Raw genomic sequence first — 17,630 nt, forward strand, 5'->3', positions numbered from 1 at the left:
ATGGGCAAGGAAAAGTTCTCCCGCACCAAGCCGCACTGCAACATTGGCACGATCGGCCACGTCGATCACGGCAAGACGTCTCTGACGGCGGCGATCACGAAGGTCCTGGCCGAGACGGGCGGGGCGACGTTCACGGCCTACGACCAGATCGACAAGGCGCCTGAGGAGAAGGCGCGCGGGATCACGATCTCGACGGCGCACGTGGAGTACGAGACGCAGAACCGTCACTACGCGCACGTGGATTGCCCCGGCCACGCCGACTACGTGAAGAACATGATCACGGGCGCGGCGCAGATGGACGGCGCGATCCTGGTGGTGTCGGCGGCCGACGGCCCGATGCCGCAGACCCGCGAGCACATCCTGCTGGCCCGCCAGGTCGGCGTCCCGGCGCTGGTGGTGTTCCTCAACAAGGTCGACATGGTCGACGACGAGGAGCTCCTGGAGCTGGTCGAGCTGGAGGTGCGCGAGCTGCTGTCGAAGTACGACTTCCCGGGCGACGACATCCCGATCACCAAGGGCTCGGCGCTGATGGCGCTCGAGGACAAGGAGCCGAAGATCGGCAAGGAGGCGGTCCTGGCGCTGATGGCGACCGTGGACAGCTACATCCCGCAGCCGGAGCGTCCGATCGACATGCCGTTCCTGATGCCGATCGAGGACGTGTTCTCGATCTCGGGCCGCGGCACGGTGGTGACGGGTCGCGTCGAGCGCGGCATCGTGAAGGTGGGCGAGGAAGTCGAGATCGTCGGCATCCGGGCGACCACCAAGACGACGGTGACGGGCGTGGAGATGTTCCGCAAGCTGCTCGACCAGGGGCAGGCGGGCGACAACGTCGGCGTGCTGCTGCGCGGCACGAAGCGCGAGGACGTGGAGCGCGGCCAGGTCGTGTGCAAGCCGGGTTCGGTGAAGCCGCACTCGAAGTTCAAGGCCGAGGCGTACATCCTGACCAAGGAGGAGGGCGGCCGCCACACGCCGTTCTTCACCAACTACCGGCCGCAGTTCTACTTCCGGACCACGGACGTGACCGGGATCTGCACGCTGCCGGAGGGCACCGAGATGGTGATGCCGGGCGACAACGTGACCATGGACGTGGCGCTGATCGTGCCGGTGGCCATGGAGGAGAAGCTGCGCTTCGCCATCCGCGAGGGCGGCCGCACCGTCGGCGCCGGCGTCGTCGCCGCCATCAACGACTGACGATCGATCCGGGGCGGCGCCGCGCGCCGCCCCGCCTCTCCGACGCCGGCTCCCGTCTCGACGGGGCCGGCGTCGTCGTTTCGGGCGGGCGGGGTCCTGTCGGCGCCGCTTCCCGTCTGCTTCCCGCAAGCGACCCCTTGCAAGCCGCGCCGCGATGGGGCATTGGGCGGTGCGCTAGGAGTGTAGCTCAACTGGTCAGAGCGCCGGTCTCCAAAACCGGAGGTTGCGGGTTCGAGTCCCTCCACTCCTGCCAGACATTCAGCCCGATCCCGCGCGGCGGCCCGGTCGACAAGCCAGGGGACTTGCGCTAGAGCGGGCGCAATCCGAGATCTGAAGCGACCGTCGGTGCGGGCCCATCCGGGTCCTCGGCGCCGACATTCGCATTCCCGGATGCGGTCTCTGCCTCGGGGCCGAACACGCACAGACACTGGCGCCATGGCATCGAACGAAGCGACCAAGAAGGTGGACCTAGTGCGCGGCGCGGCCCGCGGTCCCGCGAATCCGCCGCCCGCCCGGCCCGCGACCCCCGCCCGCGCGCCGCAGAAGCGCGCCACGCCGGGCGAGTTCTTCGCCCAGGTGCGCGACGAGGCCCGCAAGGTCACGTGGCCGACCCGCCGGGAGACCACGATCACGACCATCATGGTGTTCGTGATGGTCGTCGCCGCGAGCCTGTTCTTCACGGTCGTGGATCAGGCCCTGCGCTTCTTGGTCGGCCTGATCCTGGGCGTCTGAGAAATCCTGGGCGTCTGGGGGCGGCTCGCCGCCGATCGGGGGTGACCCCGGGGACTTGTCGGAGTTGAACGGAACCGTGTCGAAGCGCTGGTACATCGTCCACGCCTACTCGAACTTCGAGAACAAGGTTGCCCAGTCCATCAAGGACCAGGCGGCCCAGCGCGGGCTGACCGAGCTGTTCGACGAGGTGATGGTCCCGACCGAGAAGGTCGTGGAGGTCCGCCGCGGCCGGAAGGTCGACGCGGAGCGCAAGTTCTTCCCCGGCTACGTGCTGGTGAAGTGCGACCTCACCGACGAGGTCTACCACCTGATCAAGAACACCCCGAAGGTCACGGGCTTCCTCGGGGCCGACAAGTCGAAGCCGGTGCCGATCCCGGACGCCGAGGCCGAGCGGATCAAGGGCCAGGTCGCCGAGGGCGTCGACCGGCCGAAGCCCTCGATCTCCTTCGAGATCGGCGAGACCGTCCGGGTCGCCGACGGCCCGTTCGCCAGCTTCAACGGCACCGTCGAGGAGATCGACGACGCCCGCTCCCGCCTCAAGGTGGCCGTGTCGATCTTCGGCCGCGCCACGCCGGTCGAGCTCGAATACGCCCAGGTCGAGAAGGCCTGAGCCTCCTGAGTCCGGCGGCCGCCCGGCCGCCCATCTTTCCCGGCCCTCGCTGAGCGGCGGCCGCGAAGCCGCCGCATCCCGTTCGCGGATGCGGCACCATCCGCGGGAGAACCGCCCGGCTTCGCCTCCGGGATCCACGGCTCGCACCGCGACCTGCAACCGTCCGACCCGCCGCGCTTCAGGCCGCACGGGGGCGGATTTTCATTGGGAGCAGTCCCATGGCGAAGAAGATCACGGGCTACGTGAAGCTTCAGGTCCCGGCCGGCGCCGCCAACCCGTCGCCGCCGATCGGCCCCGCGCTCGGTCAGCGCGGCCTCAACATCATGGAATTCTGCAAGGCCTTCAACGCGAAGACCGCGCAGATGGAGAAGGGCACCCCGATCCCGGTGATCATCACCGCGTATCAGGACCGCTCCTTCACCTTCGAGATGAAGCAGCCCCCGGTCACCTTCTTCCTGAAGAAGGCCGTCGGCCTGAAGCTCGGCAAGAAGCCGGCCTCCGGTTCCAAGACCCCGGGCAAGGGCCCGACCGTCGGCAAGATCACCGAGGCGCAGCTTCGCGAGATCGCCGAGAAGAAGATGCCCGACCTCAACTGCGACACGGTCGAGTCGGCCGTCGCGATGATCCGTGGCTCCGCGCGGGCCATGGGCCTCGAAGTCGTCGCGTAAGGGAGGGCAGCATGGCTAAGGAAGGCAAGCGCATCCGCGCCGCCCGCGAGGGCATCGAGGCGACCAAGCTCTACGCGCTCGACGAGGCGATCAAGCTGGTCAAGGAGCGGGCGACCGCGAAGTTCGACGAGACCGTCGAGGTCTCGATGAATCTCGGCGTCGATCCCCGCCACGCCGACCAGATGGTCCGCGGCGTCTGCAACCTGCCGAACGGCTCCGGCCGGACGGTGCGCGTGGCGGTCTTCGCCCGCGGCGCCAAGGCGGACGACGCCAAGGCCGCCGGTGCCGACATCGTCGGCGCCGAGGATCTCCTCGAGATCGTGCAGAGCGGCAAGATCGAGTTCGATCGCTGCATCGCGACCCCCGACATGATGCCGCTGGTCGGCCGTCTCGGTAAGGTGCTGGGCCCGCGCGGCCTGATGCCGAACCCGAAGGTCGGCACCGTCACCATGGACGTGAAGGGCGCCGTCGCCGGCGCCAAGGGCGGCTCGGTCGAGTTCCGCGTCGAGAAGGCCGGCATCGTCCATGCCGGCGTCGGCAAGGTCTCGTTCGACGCCGACAAGCTCGTCGAGAACATCAAGGCCTTCGCGGACGCCGTCGCCAAGGCGAAGCCCGCGGGCGCCAAGGGCACCTACGTCCAGCGCATCGCCGTCACTTCGACGATGGGCCCGGGCGTGAAGGTCGAGCCGAACACGGTCCTGACCGCCTGAGGCGCGACGAATCGTCGACGCTGCGGAGCGCCCGGCCGGGAACGGCCGGGCGCTCTGCGTTCGCGGGATCGGTGCTCGTCCCTGTCTCGGACCTGTCTCCGACGCAGGCCTGTCCAGGGCGCGTGGCAGGCGCGGAATACGGTCGGTGACGCGACAGGAAGACAAGCCGCGATGGGCCGGCCCGAACCTGCGTCCCTCACGCCATTCTTAACCGCCGAGGGGGGCGCCAACGGCCGCGGCTGTGCTAGATAGGCCGGCATGCGATGCACCCTGACGGTCACCTCCAAGCGACGCATCCTGTGCGTCTTTCCCGCCTACACGCCGTCCTTCGGGACATTCTCCCACGCCTACCCGCTGATGGGCGGGGTGAAGGCGTTCATGCCGCCGCAGGGGCTGCTGCTGATCGCGGCCTACATGCCGGAGGCTTGGGAATGCCGGTTCATCGATGAGAATATCCGCCGCGCGGGCCCGGCCGACTTCGCCTGGGCCGACGCAGTCTTCGTCTCCGGGATGCACATCCAGGAGCCGCAGATCCACGATATCCGCGACCGCGCCCGCGCGGCCGGGAAGGTGACGGTGCTGGGCGGCCCCTCGGTCTCGGGCGCGCCTGAGAAGTACGGCGACTTCGACTACCTCCATATCGGCGAGATCGGCGACGCCACCGACCAGCTCGTCGCCCGCCTCGACGCGGACCTCACGCCGCCGCCCGCCCAGGTGGTGCTGGAGACCAAGGATCGCCTCCCGCTCGCGGACTTCCCGGCACCGGCCTACGAGGCGGCGCCGCTCAAGCGCTACCTGATCGGCTCCCTGCAATTCTCTTCGGGCTGCCCCTACCGCTGCGAGTTCTGCGACATCCCGCAGCTCTACGGCCGCCAGCCGCGCCTGAAGAGCCCGGAGCAGATGTGCGCCGAGCTCGACGCCATCGTCAGCCAGCCGGGCCACCCGGCGGTGGTCTACTTCGTCGACGACAACTTCATCGGCAACCGCAAGGCGACCCGCGAGATGCTGCCGCACCTCGTGGAATGGCAGAAGCGGAACAGCTACCCGCTCCAGTTCGCCTGCGAGGCGACGCTGAACATGGCCAAGCAGCCCGAGATCCTGGAGCTGATGCGGCAGGCCAACTTCATGACGGTGTTCGTCGGGATCGAGACCCCGGAGGCGGACGCCCTCAAGGGCATCGACAAGACCCACAACGCCGCCGTGCCGATGTACGAGGCGATCGAGACCCTCAATTCCTACGGGCTCGAGGTGACCTCCGGCATCATCCTGGGCCTCGATTCGGACACCGACAAATCCGAGCAGAACCTGATCGACTTCATCGACCGCTCGGCGATCCCGGTCCTGACCATCAACCTGCTCCAGGCCCTGCCCAAGACCCCGCTCTGGGACCGGCTGGAGCGCGAGGGCCGGCTCCTCCACGACGCCAGCCTCGAGTCGAACGTCCTGTTCAAGCGCCCCCACGATTCGGTGGTGAGCAGCTGGCGCCGGGCGATCGCGCACGCCTACGAGCCGGAGAAGATCTTCGAGCGCTTCAAGCACCAGTGCGCGGTGACCTACCCGAACCGCATCACCACGCCGACGGCCGGCAAGCTCACGTTCACCAACCTGCGCCGCGGCCTCATCCTGGGCTTCAACATCATCACCCGCGTCGGGATCTTCTCCGACTACCGCAGGCCGTTCTGGAGCGCGGCCGGCTACGCGCTGAAGCGCGGGCAGATCGAGGCGGTGTTCAACATGGGCTTCGTGGCCCACCACCTGATCCGCTTCACCCGCGAGGCCCTGCGCGGCGAGCACAACGCCTCGTTCTACGCCGCGAAGGCCGCGGAGGCGAAGGCCGCCCGCGACCGCAGCTGGTGGGAGACCGCGCGGCGCAAGCTGGTGCCGGAGCGCGAGGCGGCCTAGCCGGGGATCCCGGGAAGGGCCCCGAGCGATGCAGCGGCGGCAGGGTACCCGCGCAAGTCCTTGCCTGCGGCGGAAAAGTCGCGCTCCGGCCCTTGGCAGGCGGCTTGCTAGGCTCTATACACCGCGCCTCACGCATTTCATCCTCACGGAAGGAGAGCGGCCGATCGGCCGGTTTCCGCTCGAAATGTCGCCCGGGCAACCGGGTGGCACTGGCCGGAAGGATCCCAGGGGCGACGAGTCCCGCGGAGCCTTGTCCGGCCATGTCCTGTCCGAGACTGCAGGTGCCGGTTCGCCGGCTTAATCCGCCAGCCTGCACAGACGGGGAAGACCGAATTCGAAAAGCCTCGCCCCGGCCCCGGCCGCGGAGGGGTGTCGGTTTGAACCAACTCGCCCGAGGCGGCCCGAAGGGGCACGCGCGGGGACAGGGCCGCGAAGCGTCGTTCGGACGTTCCCGGTCTTCCTGAAGGCCGAGACCACGTCCGGGCGGCATGTGCAACCGGCGGACCCGAGACCGGGTTCCGCCAACCGGAGAGAGCCCAGTGGACCGGACAGCTAAAGCTGATCTCGTCTCGACGCTCAACGGCGTGTTCAATCAGAGCGCCGTCGTCGTCGTGGCCCACTACAAGGGCCTCACGGTCGCCGACATGCAGAAGCTGCGCGCGCAGATGAAGCAGGCCGGCGCCACCGTGAAGGTCGCCAAGAACAGCCTCGCCGGCATCGCACTCGATGGCACGGACGTCGCCTCCATCAAGCCGCTCCTGAAGGGCCCGACCCTGCTCGCCTATTCCGGCGATCCGGTCGCTGCCGCGAAGGTCGCGGTCGATTTCGCCAAGGTCAACGACAAGCTCGTGATCCTCGGCGGCGCGATGGGGAAGACCGCCCTGAACCCGGACGGCGTGAAGGCGCTCGCCTCGCTCCCGTCCCTCGACGAACTGCGCGCCAAGATCGTGGGCCTCGTGCAGGCGCCCGCGACCAAGATCGCTCAGGTCGTCAACGCGCCGGCGGCGAAGCTCGCCCGCGTGTTCGGGGCCTATGCCAACAAGGACGAGGCCGCCTGAGGCCCTTCAAAATCCATCCGTTCAAACCGATATCTGAGAGGAATTCAAAATGGCTGATCTCGCCAAGCTCGTCGACGACCTGTCCTCGCTGACCGTGCTCGAGGCCGCTGACCTGGCCAAGATGCTCGAGGAGAAGTGGGGCGTCTCGGCCGCCGCTGCCGTCGCCGTGGCCGCCGGCCCGGCCGCCGGTGGCGCCGCCGCCGCTGCCGAGGAGCAGACCGAGTTCACGGTCGTCCTCGCCTCCGCCGGCGACAAGAAGATCGAGGTCATCAAGGAGGTCCGCGCGATCACCGGCCTCGGCCTCAAGGAGGCCAAGGACCTGGTCGAGGGCGCGCCGAAGCCGATCAAGGAAGGCGTCGCCAAGGACGAGGCCGAGAAGCTCAAGGCCCAGCTCGAGAAGGCCGGCGCCAAGGTCGAGCTCAAGTAAGTCGACGATGGGCCGGTCCCGGCCCATCACCCCACGAAGGCTCCGCGCGAGCCTGTCGTGACCGGAGCCCGCGGGTCAGCGCCCGCGGGCTTTAGGCCGCTTCGGCGGATGGTCCCGGAACGGGACCGGCAAGAGATTCGGTTCGGTGGCGCGGCTCGGCGGGGCGCGCGTCACGGCCCGGTGCGGGAGGTCCCTTTCGGGAACGCTTCCCCGGGCGCGAGGCACGCGGGTAGGAGCGAGGTCACATGGCCAACACGCTGGTCGGTCGCAAGCGCATTCGGAAGTTCTTCGGCAAGATCAAGGAAGTTGCCGAGATGCCGAACCTCATCGAGGTTCAGAAGGCGTCCTACGACCAGTTCCTGATGGTCGACGAGCCCGAGGGCGGGCGCGCCGACGAGGGGCTGCAGAGCGTGTTCAAGTCGGTGTTCCCGATCTCCGACTTCGCCTCCACGGCGCTGCTCGAGTTCGTGCGCTACACCTTCGAGGCCCCGAAATACGACGTCGACGAGTGCCGCCAGCGCGGCATCACCTTCGCGGCCCCGCTGAAGGTCACGCTGCGCCTCATCGTGTTCGATGTCGATCCGGACACCCAGGCGAAGTCCGTCAAGGACATCAAGGAGCAGGACGTCTACATGGGCGACATGCCCCTGATGACGGAGAACGGCACCTTCATCGTCAACGGCACCGAGCGCGTCATCGTCTCGCAGATGCACCGCTCGCCGGGCGTGTTCTTCGACCACGACAAGGGCAAGACCCACTCCTCGGGCAAGCTCCTGTTCGCCGCCCGCATCATCCCGTACCGGGGCTCCTGGCTCGACGTCGAGTTCGACGCCAAGGACATCGTGCACGTCCGCATCGACCGGAAGCGCAAGCTGCCGGCGACGTCGCTGCTCTACGCCCTGGGTCTCGACGGCGAGGAGATCCTGTCGACCTTCTACAACAAGGTCGTCTACGACCGGGACGGCGCCGACTGGCGCGTGCCGTTCGACGCCGAGCGCATGAAGGGCATGAAGGCCACCGTCGACCTGATCGACGCCGATTCCGGCGAGGTCGTGCTCGAGGCCGGCAAGAAGCTGAATGCCCGCAACGCCCGCCAGATCACCGAGAAGGGCACCAAGTCCCTCAAGGCGACCGACGAGGATCTCGTCGGCCAGTACGTCGCCGAAGACCTCGTCAACGTGCAGACCGGCGAGATCTGGGCCGAGGCCGGCGAGGAGGTCACCGACAAGCTCCTGAAGAGCCTGGAGGAGGTCGGGATCACCGAGCTGCCGGTGCTCGACATCGACCACGTCAACATCGGCCCCTACATCCGCAACACGCTGGCGGTGGACAAGAACTCCAACCGCGAGGGTGCGCTGTTCGACATCTACCGGGTCATGCGCCCGGGCGAGCCGCCGACCCTCGAGACCGCCGAGGCGATGTTCCACTCGCTGTTCTTCGATTCCGAGCGCTACGACCTCTCGGCGGTCGGCCGCGTGAAGATGAACATGCGCCTCGACCTCGACGCCGCCGACACCGTGCGCACGCTCCGCAAGGAGGACATGCTGGCGGTGGTCAAGGCGCTCGTGGAGCTGCGCGACGGCAAGGGTGAGGTCGACGACATCGACCACCTCGGCAACCGCCGCGTCCGCTCGGTGGGCGAGCTCATGGAGAACCAGTACCGCCTGGGCCTCCTGCGCATGGAGCGCGCCATCCGCGAGCGCATGAGTCAGGTCGACATCGACACGGTCATGCCGCAGGACCTGATCAACGCGAAGCCCGCGGCCGCGGCCGTGCGCGAGTTCTTCGGCTCGTCGCAGCTGTCGCAGTTCATGGACCAGACCAACCCGCTCTCCGAGGTGACGCACAAGCGCCGCCTCTCGGCGCTGGGCCCGGGCGGTCTGACCCGCGAGCGCGCCGGGTTCGAGGTGCGCGACGTGCACCCGACCCATTACGGCCGCATCTGCCCGATCGAGACGCCGGAAGGCCCGAACATCGGCCTGATCAACTCGCTCGCCACCTTCGCGCGGGTGAACAAGTACGGCTTCATCGAGACCCCGTTCCGCCGCGTGCGCGACGGCGTGGTCACCGACGAGGTCGCCTACCTCTCGGCCATGGAGGAGGCGAAGTACTACGTCGCCCAGGCGAACGCCCAGATGGACGAGAACCGCAAGCTCACGGAGGACCTCGTGGTCTGCCGCCGGGCCGGCGAGGTGATCGTCGTCGGGCCCGAGCGCGTCGACCTCATGGACGTGTCGCCGAAGCAGCTCGTCTCGGTGGCCGCGGCGCTGATCCCGTTCCTCGAGAACGACGACGCCAACCGCGCGCTGATGGGCTCGAACATGCAGCGCCAGGCGGTGCCACTGGTCCGCGCCGACGCCCCGTTCGTGGGCACCGGCATGGAGGCGGTGGTCGCCCGGGATTCCGGCGCCGCCATCGCGGCCCGCCGGGCCGGCATCGTCGACCAGGTGGACGCCACCCGCATCGTCATCCGCGCCACCGAGGAGGCCGACGCCAACAAGCCGGGCGTCGACATCTACCGGCTGCAGAAGTTCCAGCGCTCCAACCAGTCGACCTGCATCACGCAGAAGCCGCTGGTCCGCGTCGGCGAGTTCGTCAAGAAGGGCGAGATCATCGCCGACGGTCCCTCGACCGAGTTCGGCGAGTTGGCCCTCGGCCGGAACGTGCTCGTCGCGTTCATGCCGTGGAACGGCTACAACTTCGAGGACTCGATCCTGCTCTCCGAGCGGATCGTGAAGGATGACGTGTTCACCTCGATCCACATCGAGGAGTTCGAGGTGATGGCCCGCGACACCAAGCTCGGGCCGGAGGAGATCACCCGCGACATCCCGAACGTCTCCGAGGAAGCGCTCAAGAACCTCGACGAGGCCGGCATCGTCTACATCGGTGCCGAGGTGAACGCCGGCGACATCCTCGTCGGCAAGATCACCCCGAAGGGCGAGAGCCCGATGACGCCCGAGGAGAAGCTGCTCCGCGCCATCTTCGGCGAGAAAGCCTCGGACGTGCGCGACACCTCCCTGCGGGTGCCGCCGGGCGTCACCGGGACCATCGTGGAAGTCCGCGTGTTCAACCGCCACGGCGTCGACAAGGACGAGCGCGCCCAGGCGATCGAGCGCGAGGAGATCGAGCGCCTCGCCAAGGACCGCGACGACGAGCAGGCGATCCTCGACCGCAACACCTACGCCCGCCTCGCGGACGTGCTGATCGGTCAGGCGCCGGTGGCCGGCCCGAAGGGCTTCCGGAAGGACACCACGCTCACCCGCGAGCTGATCAACGATTACCCGCGCTCGCAGTGGTGGCAGTTCGCCGTCATCGAGGACCGTCTCATGACCGAGATGGAGGCGATGCAGAAGCAGTACGACGAGTCGAAGAAGCGCCTCGAGCAGCGCTTCCTCGACAAGGTCGAGAAGCTGCAGCGCGGCGACGAGCTGCCCCCCGGCGTCATGAAGATGGTCAAGGTCTTCGTGGCGGTGAAGCGCAAGATCCAGCCGGGCGACAAGATGGCCGGCCGTCACGGCAACAAGGGTGTCGTGTCGCGGATCGTGCCGATCGAGGACATGCCGTTCCTAGAGGACGGGACGCATGCCGACATCGTGCTCAACCCGCTGGGCGTGCCCTCGCGCATGAACGTCGGCCAGATCCTGGAGACGCACCTCGGCTGGGCGGCTGCGGGCCTGGGTCGCAAGGTGTCGAAGGCGGTGGATGCCTATCTGAAGTCGCAGGACATCGCGCCGCTGCGAGAGGAGATGAAGGCGATCTACTCCCCGGGCGAGCTCGACGGCCTGACGGACGAGGAGCTGGCCGAGGCCGGCAACAACGTCCGCCGCGGCGTGCCGATGGCCACGCCGGTCTTCAACGGCGCCAAGGAGGCCGATATCGAGCAGATGCTGGAGATGGCCGGTCTCGACCGCTCGGCGCAGTCGACGCTCTACGACGGGCGCACCGGCGAGCCCTTCGACCGCAAGGTGACGATGGGCTACATCTACATGCTGAAGCTCCACCACCTCGTGGACGACAAGATCCACGCGCGCTCGATCGGCCCGTACTCGCTCGTCACCCAGCAGCCGCTGGGCGGCAAGGCGCAGTTCGGCGGCCAGCGCTTCGGCGAGATGGAGGTCTGGGCGCTGGAGGCCTACGGCGCGGCCTACACGCTGCAGGAGATGCTGACGGTGAAGTCGGACGACGTGGCCGGCCGCACCAAGGTCTACGAGGCGATCGTCCGCGGCGACGACACCTTCGAGGCCGGCATCCCCGAGTCGTTCAACGTGCTCGTCAAGGAGATGCGCTCGCTCGGCCTCAACGTCGAGCTGACGTCCTCCAAGAAGGCCGCCAACGACCAGCTTGAGCCCCCGGCCGACGCGGCCGAGTAAGAGAGAGACCACACCTCCCGTGGCGGCGGTTGCCCGCCGCCACGGTCGAGCGGGAAGGGGAGGGGCCTTCCGGGGTTCGACGACGGTGAGCAGCGCCCGCGCGGGGCGCGGCGCCGGATCTTTTTCAGGACGCGGTGGCCCGGCGCGGGGCTGCCGGCGTCAACAAGGAGCGGATCATGAACCAAGAGGTCATGAACCTTTTCAACCAGCAGGCCCAGCCGGTCAGCTTCGATCAGATCAAGATCTCGATCTCGTCCCCGGAGAAGATCCTCTCCTGGTCGTACGGTGAGATCAAGAAGCCCGAGACCATCAACTACCGGACCTTCAAGCCCGAGCGCGACGGCCTGTTCTGCGCGCGCATCTTCGGGCCGATCAAGGACTACGAGTGCTTGTGCGGCAAGTACAAGCGCATGAAGTACAAGGGCGTCATCTGCGAGAAGTGCGGCGTCGAGGTCACCCTCGCGCGCGTCCGGCGCGACCGCATGGGCCACATCGAGCTGGCCGCCCCCGTCGCGCATATCTGGTTCCTGAAGTCGCTGCCGAGCCGCATCGGCCTGCTGCTCGACATGGCGCTCAAGGACCTCGAGCGGATCCTGTACTTCGAGTCGTACTGCGTCATCGAGCCGGGCCTCACCCCCCTGAAGGAGCGTCAGCTCCTGTCGGAGGAGGAGTACCTGCGCGCGCAGGAGGAGTACGGCGAGGACTCGTTCACCGCCATGATCGGCGCCGAGGCCATCCGGCGCATCCTGCAGGAGCTGGACCTCGACAAGATCGCCAACGATCTGCGCGAGGAGATCGCCGTCACCACCTCGGAGCTGAAGCCCAAGAAGCTCCTGAAGCGGCTCAAGATCATCGAGGCCTTCCAGATGTCCGGCAACAAGCCGGAATGGATGATCCTCACGGTCGTGCCGGTGATCCCGCCGGACCTGCGCCCGCTGGTCCCGCTGGACGGCGGCCGCTTCGCGACCTCCGACCTCAACGACCTCTACCGCCGCGTCATCAACCGCAACAACCGCCTGAAGCGGCTGATCGAGCTGCGCGCGCCCGACATCATCATCCGCAACGAGAAGCGGATGCTGCAGGAGGCCGTCGACGCCCTGTTCGACAACGGCCGCCGCGGCCGCGTCATCACGGGTGCCAACAAGCGCCCGCTGAAGTCGCTCGCCGACATGCTCAAGGGCAAGCAGGGCCGGTTCCGCCAGAACCTGCTCGGCAAGCGCGTCGACTACTCGGGCCGCTCAGTCATCGTGGTGGGTCCGGAGCTGAAGCTGCACCAGTGCGGCCTGCCCAAGAAGATGGCGCTGGAGCTGTTCAAGCCGTTCATCTACGCCCGCCTCGACGCCAAGGGCTTCTCGGCCACCGTCAAGCAGGCCAAGAAGCTCGTGGAGAAGGAGAAGCCGGAGGTCTGGGACATCCTCGATGAGGTGATCCGCGAGCACCCGGTGATGCTGAACCGCGCGCCGACGCTGCACCGCCTCGGCATCCAGGCCTTCGAGCCGAAGCTGATCGAGGGCAAGGCGATCCAGCTGCACCCGCTGGTCTGCGCCGCGTTCAACGCCGATTTCGACGGCGACCAGATGGCCGTGCACGTCCCGCTGTCGCTCGAGGCGCAGCTGGAAGCGCGCGTCCTGATGATGTCGACCAACAACATCCTGCACCCGGCCAACGGTCAGCCGATCATCGTGCCGTCGCAGGACATCGTTCTCGGCCTCTACTACCTGTCGATCGTGGCCGAGGGCGCGCCGGGCGAGTTCAAGCCGGGCAACACCAAGAACCCGATGCAGGGCGTCTACGGCGACATGGGCGAGCTGGAGCACGCTCTCGCCGCCAAGGCCGTGTCGCTGCACTCGAAGATCAAGTGGCGCTGGACCGGTATCGGCCCGGACGGTGAGCCCCTGACCAAGACCTACGAGACCACCCCCGGCCGCGTGATCCTCTCCGGCGCCCTGCCGAAGCACGCCAAGGTGCCCTTCGACGTCGTCAACAAGCTGATGACCAAGAAGGAGATCTCGGCGATGATCGACACCGTCTACCGCCACTGCGGTCAGAAGGAGTCGGTGATCTTCTGCGACCGGATCATGGCGCTCGGCTTCAACCACGCGTTCAAGGCCGGCATCTCGTTCGGCAAGGACGACATGGTCGTGCCGGAGAACAAGTGGTCGATCGTCGACACGACCCGCGCGCTCGTGAAGGATTACGAGCAGCAGTACAACGACGGCCTGATCACCCAGGGCGAGAAGTACAACAAGGTCGTCGATGCCTGGGCCAAGTGCTCGGACAAGCTGGCCGCCGAGATGATGGGCCGGATCTCGGCCGTCCAGAAGGACGAGCACGGGGCCGACAAGCAGGTCAACTCGATCTACATGATGAGCCACTCGGGTGCCCGCGGCTCGCCTGCCCAGATGAAGCAGCTTGCGGCGATGCGCGGCCTCATGGCCAAGCCGTCGGGCGAGATCATCGAGACCCCGATCATCTCGAACTTCAAGGAAGGCCTGGACGTTCTGGAGTACTTCAACTCCACGCACGGTGCCCGTAAGGGCCTGGCCGACACCGCCCTGAAGACCGCGAATTCCGGCTACCTGACCCGCCGCCTCGTCGACGTGGCCCAGGACGCCGTCATCCGCGAGGTCGATTGCGGCACGACCAACGGCATCAAGATGCGCGCCATCGTGGATGCCGGCCAGGTCGTGGCGACGCTCGCCACCCGCATCCTGGGCCGTGCCACGGCCGAGGATCTGGTGGCCGCGGACGGCACGGTGATCGTCAAGACCGGCGAGACCATCGAGGAGCGGCACCTTCCGGCGATCAACGCCGCCGGCATCCAGGAGGTGAAGATCCGCTCGGTGCTGGTCTGCGCCACCAAGAGTGGCGTCTGCGCCACCTGCTATGGGCGCGACCTCGCCCGCGGCACGCCCGTCAACATGGGCGAGGCCGTCGGCGTCATCGCGGCGCAGTCGATCGGCGAGCCGGGCACGCAGCTCACGATGCGCACCTTCCACATCGGCGGTGCGGCCCAGATCGCCGACTCGTCGTTCATCGAGTCGAGCTTCGAGGGCACGATCAAGATCCGCAACCGCGCGATCGCCAAGAACTCCGATGGCGATCTGATCGCCACCGGCCGCAACGTGGCGGTGGTGGTCGTCGGGTCGGACGGGGTCGAGCGGGCGGTCCACCGCCTGCAGTACGGCGCCAAGCTCCGAGTCGACGAGGGTGACAAGATCAAGCGTGGGCAGCGCATCGCCGAGTGGGATCCCTACACCCGTCCGATCCTCACCGAGGTCGACGGCATCGTGGCCTACGAGGACTTGGTCGACGGCCAGTCCATGACCGAGACCACCGACGAGTCGACCGGCATCGCCAAGCGCGTCGTCGTCGACTGGCGCGGCTCGGCCCGGACCTCTGACCTCAAGCCCGCGATGGTCGTGGTCGATCGGGACGGCAAGGCGCTCAAGCTGCCCCGCGGCTCGGACGCCCGCTACTTCCTGCCGGTCGACGCCATCATCGGCTTCGATCCCGGCGCGAAGGTGAATGCCGGCGACATTCTCGCCCGCGTCTCGACCGACTCGGCCAAGACCCGCGACATCACCGGCGGTCTGCCGCGGGTGGCGGAGTTGTTCGAGGCAAGGCGCCCGAAGGACGCGGCGATCATCGCCGAGAAGTCGGGCACCATCGCGTTCGGCCGCGACTACAAGAACAAGCGTCGGCTCACGCTGACGCCGCACGACGGCTCGGAGGCGGTCGAGTACCTGATCCCGAAGGGCAAGCACATCCACCTGCAGGACGGGGACGTGGTCGAGCTCGGCGATTACATCGTCGACGGAAACCCGGCCCCGCACGACATCCTGGCGATCAAGGGCGTGGAGGAACTCGCGGCCTACCTCGTCAACGAGATCCAGGAGGTCTACCGGCTGCAGGGCGTGTCGATCAACGACAAGCACATCGAGGTGATCGTCCGTCAGATGCTGCAGAAGGTCGAAGTGACCGACGGCGGCGACTCGGACATCCTCTCGGGTGACCAGATCGACCGGACGGAGTTGACCGACTTTAACGAGAAGCTGCTCGCCGAGGGCAAGAAGCCGATCCAGGGCGTTCCGGTCCTGCTCGGCATCACCAAGGCGTCGCTGCAGACCAAGTCGTTCATCTCGGCGGCCTCGTTCCAGGAGACCACCCGCGTCCTCACCGAGGCGGCGGTCAACGGCAAGGTCGACACCCTGGAGGGCCTGAAGGAGAACGTCATCGTCGGGTCGCTGATCCCGGCGGGCACGGGCTCGATGGTGGCGGATATCCGCTCCATCGCCCGCCGCCGCGACGCGATGATCCTGCAGCAGAAGCAGGCCGAGAGCGGCGCCATGCCGGTCGAGGAGCTTCCGCCCGCCGCCGCCGAGTGAGGCCGTCGGCAGGTTCGTGACGCGAGAGGGCGGCCTTCGGGCCGCCCTTTCTCGTTCCGGCCTGCCTTTGTCCGGCCGTGTCCCCTCACCAACTCGAACGCCGTCTTTGCGAGCGCAGCGAAGCAACCCAGTGTCGCGCCACGCTGGAAGACGTCCCGCTGCCCTGGGTCACTTCGCTGCGCTCGTGATGACGGGCCGGGCAGTGTCGACTGCAACCCCGAAACCGTATCGAGACGCGCGCGACCGTCCGGCCTTAACGGCAGCTCAACCATACCGCGCGATAAATTCGGCGCGGCCGCAGAAACACCCTGGAAACGGGGAGGATCGGGCCGGTTCGGGTGCGTGAGTGCGGGTCTGGCGTCGTGGGCACGAGACGAGGACGGGAATCGAGCCTGCGCTGGCTCTCGGCGGCCCTGACGCCCTGGATGGTCGGTCTGGGCCTGCTGGTGTCGTTCACCGCCGACGCCGGCACGGAGAACGCCATCGGGGCGAGCCGGCTCGGGGTGATCGATGCCGACACGGTCCCGCCGCTGCCGCCCGGCACCCTGCTGATCGGATCGGCCCTCCGCCGCCTCGGCGACGAGCCGCCCCAGGCGACCTTCAAGACCGGCGCGCACGTTTTCCCGGTCGTGCAGCGGGCCGGCAAGGGCGACCCCGCCCGGCCGCCGGCCGAGAGCTTCGCGCGCCGGGCCGCGAACCTGCGCGAGGCGGGCGGCGCCCTGGTGTTCGGCGACGTTACCGGCAGCGTCACCGGCGTGCTGACGCATGGCTCCGCGATCTGGGACCCGGAATCCGAGCCGGAAGCCGCCTTCGTCCCCGTGCCGGATCTCGGCCTCACCACCGGCAGCGGCACCGCCGCCTCCACGGGCGCGGGGACGGCCGACCTCACCGAGGATGGCGGCCCCGAGCGCTTCGACGGCTCGACCCCGCCGGTGCCGCGGGCCATCGCGCTGTCCTCCACGACGCCGGCACCCGCCGACGCCATCCCCGTCGAGATCGCCGCGGCGAGCCTCGCGCTCCCCGATTTCGCGCTCCGCACCGAGCGGCCCGACAGCGCCCAGCCGGTGCCCGAGGACGCGCGCCGGCGCTACGCCGACCTGATCGACCCGAACGCCCTCGACAAGGAGCAGCGCTGCCTCTCCGAGGCGGTCTATTTCGAGGCCCGGAGCGAGCCCGAGGCCGGCCAGGCCGCCGTCGCCCAGGTGGTGCTCAACCGGGTGAAGAGCGGCCTCTACCCGGCGAGCGTCTGCGGCGTCGTCTACCAGAACCGGCACCACTACATGGGGTGCCAGTTCTCCTTCGCCTGCGAGGGCAAGTCGCTGCGCATCACCGATGCCGGCGCCTGGGAATCCGCCACCCGCATCGCCCGCTCGGTGATCGAGGGCCGGACCTACCTCGCGGAGGTCGGCGCCGCGACCCACTACCACGCCGACTACGTGCGTCCGGGCTGGGCCCGCCGTCTGCGCAAGATGGACGTGATCGGCCGGCACATCTTCTACCAGCTCCGGGCCGGCCAGACCTGACCCGGGCCGGACCGGACTTCATAAGAGAGACTGTCGAAGATCCGAACAATC

Annotated in this window: 11 protein-coding genes and 1 tRNA gene; all 12 read left to right on the plus strand. The window is 68.0% G+C overall.

All coding sequences use genetic code 11. From position 1 onward, the window contains the following. The 12 genes from tuf to H288_RS0129785 all read left to right on the plus strand — a co-directional run bounded on the left by tuf (window position 1) and on the right by H288_RS0129785 (window position 17,579). Window positions 1-1,191 (plus strand): elongation factor Tu, encoded by a 1,191-nt coding sequence (gene tuf / locus H288_RS0129730; protein WP_020093754.1) that lies wholly within the window; start codon window positions 1-3, stop codon window positions 1,189-1,191. A 176-nt stretch (window positions 1,192-1,367) separates the two neighbouring features. Continuing rightward, window positions 1,368-1,444 (plus strand) — tRNA-Trp (locus tag H288_RS0129735). A 182-nt stretch (window positions 1,445-1,626) separates the two neighbouring features. Beyond that, window positions 1,627-1,923 carry a preprotein translocase subunit SecE gene (gene secE / locus H288_RS0129740; protein ID WP_020096222.1) on the plus strand — a complete coding sequence of 99 codons (297 nt, stop codon included), beginning with the start codon at window positions 1,627-1,629 and terminating at the stop codon, window positions 1,921-1,923. Between the two features lie 76 nt (window positions 1,924-1,999). Further along, window positions 2,000-2,533 carry a transcription termination/antitermination protein NusG gene (gene nusG, locus H288_RS0129745; protein WP_012320778.1) on the plus strand — a complete coding sequence of 178 codons (534 nt, stop codon included), beginning with the start codon at window positions 2,000-2,002 and terminating at the stop codon, window positions 2,531-2,533. A gap of 218 nt (window positions 2,534-2,751) precedes the next feature. Then, window positions 2,752-3,201 carry a 50S ribosomal protein L11 gene (gene rplK, locus H288_RS0129750; RefSeq protein ID WP_010686899.1) on the plus strand — a complete coding sequence of 150 codons (450 nt, stop codon included), beginning with the start codon at window positions 2,752-2,754 and terminating at the stop codon, window positions 3,199-3,201. Window positions 3,202-3,212: 11 nt separating this feature from the next. After that, window positions 3,213-3,911, plus strand: coding sequence for a 50S ribosomal protein L1 (rplA, locus tag H288_RS0129755; protein WP_020096224.1), 699 nt, complete (start codon window positions 3,213-3,215; stop codon window positions 3,909-3,911). Window positions 3,912-4,169: 258 nt separating this feature from the next. Continuing rightward, window positions 4,170-5,813, plus strand: coding sequence for a B12-binding domain-containing radical SAM protein (locus H288_RS0129760; RefSeq protein ID WP_020096225.1), 1,644 nt, complete (start codon window positions 4,170-4,172; stop codon window positions 5,811-5,813). A 539-nt stretch (window positions 5,814-6,352) separates the two neighbouring features. Then, entirely contained in the window at window positions 6,353-6,871 is a 519-nt protein-coding gene (rplJ, locus tag H288_RS0129765; RefSeq protein WP_026605422.1) for a 50S ribosomal protein L10, read from the plus strand. A gap of 49 nt (window positions 6,872-6,920) precedes the next feature. Beyond that, window positions 6,921-7,298 (plus strand): 50S ribosomal protein L7/L12, encoded by a 378-nt coding sequence (gene rplL / locus H288_RS0129770; protein ID WP_020096227.1) that lies wholly within the window; start codon window positions 6,921-6,923, stop codon window positions 7,296-7,298. 245 nt (window positions 7,299-7,543) lie between these two features. After that, complete coding sequence (gene rpoB / locus H288_RS0129775; protein ID WP_020096228.1) at window positions 7,544-11,668, plus strand: DNA-directed RNA polymerase subunit beta; 4,125 nt, start codon at window positions 7,544-7,546, stop codon at window positions 11,666-11,668. 176 nt (window positions 11,669-11,844) lie between these two features. After that, on the plus strand, window positions 11,845-16,056 hold the full coding sequence (rpoC, locus tag H288_RS0129780; RefSeq protein ID WP_026605423.1) for a DNA-directed RNA polymerase subunit beta': 4,212 nt from the start codon (window positions 11,845-11,847) through the stop codon (window positions 16,054-16,056). Between the two features lie 425 nt (window positions 16,057-16,481). Beyond that, entirely contained in the window at window positions 16,482-17,579 is a 1,098-nt protein-coding gene (locus tag H288_RS0129785) for a cell wall hydrolase (RefSeq protein ID WP_020096230.1), read from the plus strand. Window positions 17,580-17,630: the final 51 nt, after the last annotated feature.

The sequence above is a fragment of the Methylobacterium sp. 285MFTsu5.1 genome (genome assembly GCF_000383455.1).
Taxonomy (GTDB): Bacteria; Pseudomonadota; Alphaproteobacteria; order Rhizobiales; family Beijerinckiaceae; genus Methylobacterium.

Excerpts from the sequence above, each read along its gene's own strand:
- tuf (WP_020093754.1), top strand. The coding sequence starts at position 1 with ATGGGCAAGGAAAAGTTCTCCCGCACCAAGCCGCACTGCAACATTGGC.
- secE (WP_020096222.1), top strand. The coding sequence starts at position 1,627 with ATGGCATCGAACGAAGCGACCAAGAAGGTGGACCTAGTGCGCGGCGCG.
- rplK (WP_010686899.1), top strand. The coding sequence starts at position 2,752 with ATGGCGAAGAAGATCACGGGCTACGTGAAGCTTCAGGTCCCGGCCGGC.
- rplA (WP_020096224.1), top strand. The coding sequence starts at position 3,213 with ATGGCTAAGGAAGGCAAGCGCATCCGCGCCGCCCGCGAGGGCATCGAG.
- H288_RS0129760 (WP_020096225.1), top strand. The coding sequence starts at position 4,170 with ATGCGATGCACCCTGACGGTCACCTCCAAGCGACGCATCCTGTGCGTC.
- rplL (WP_020096227.1), top strand. The coding sequence starts at position 6,921 with ATGGCTGATCTCGCCAAGCTCGTCGACGACCTGTCCTCGCTGACCGTG.
- rpoB (WP_020096228.1), top strand. The coding sequence starts at position 7,544 with ATGGCCAACACGCTGGTCGGTCGCAAGCGCATTCGGAAGTTCTTCGGC.
- rpoC (WP_026605423.1), top strand. The coding sequence starts at position 11,845 with ATGAACCAAGAGGTCATGAACCTTTTCAACCAGCAGGCCCAGCCGGTC.
- H288_RS0129785 (WP_020096230.1), top strand. The coding sequence starts at position 16,482 with ATGGTCGGTCTGGGCCTGCTGGTGTCGTTCACCGCCGACGCCGGCACG.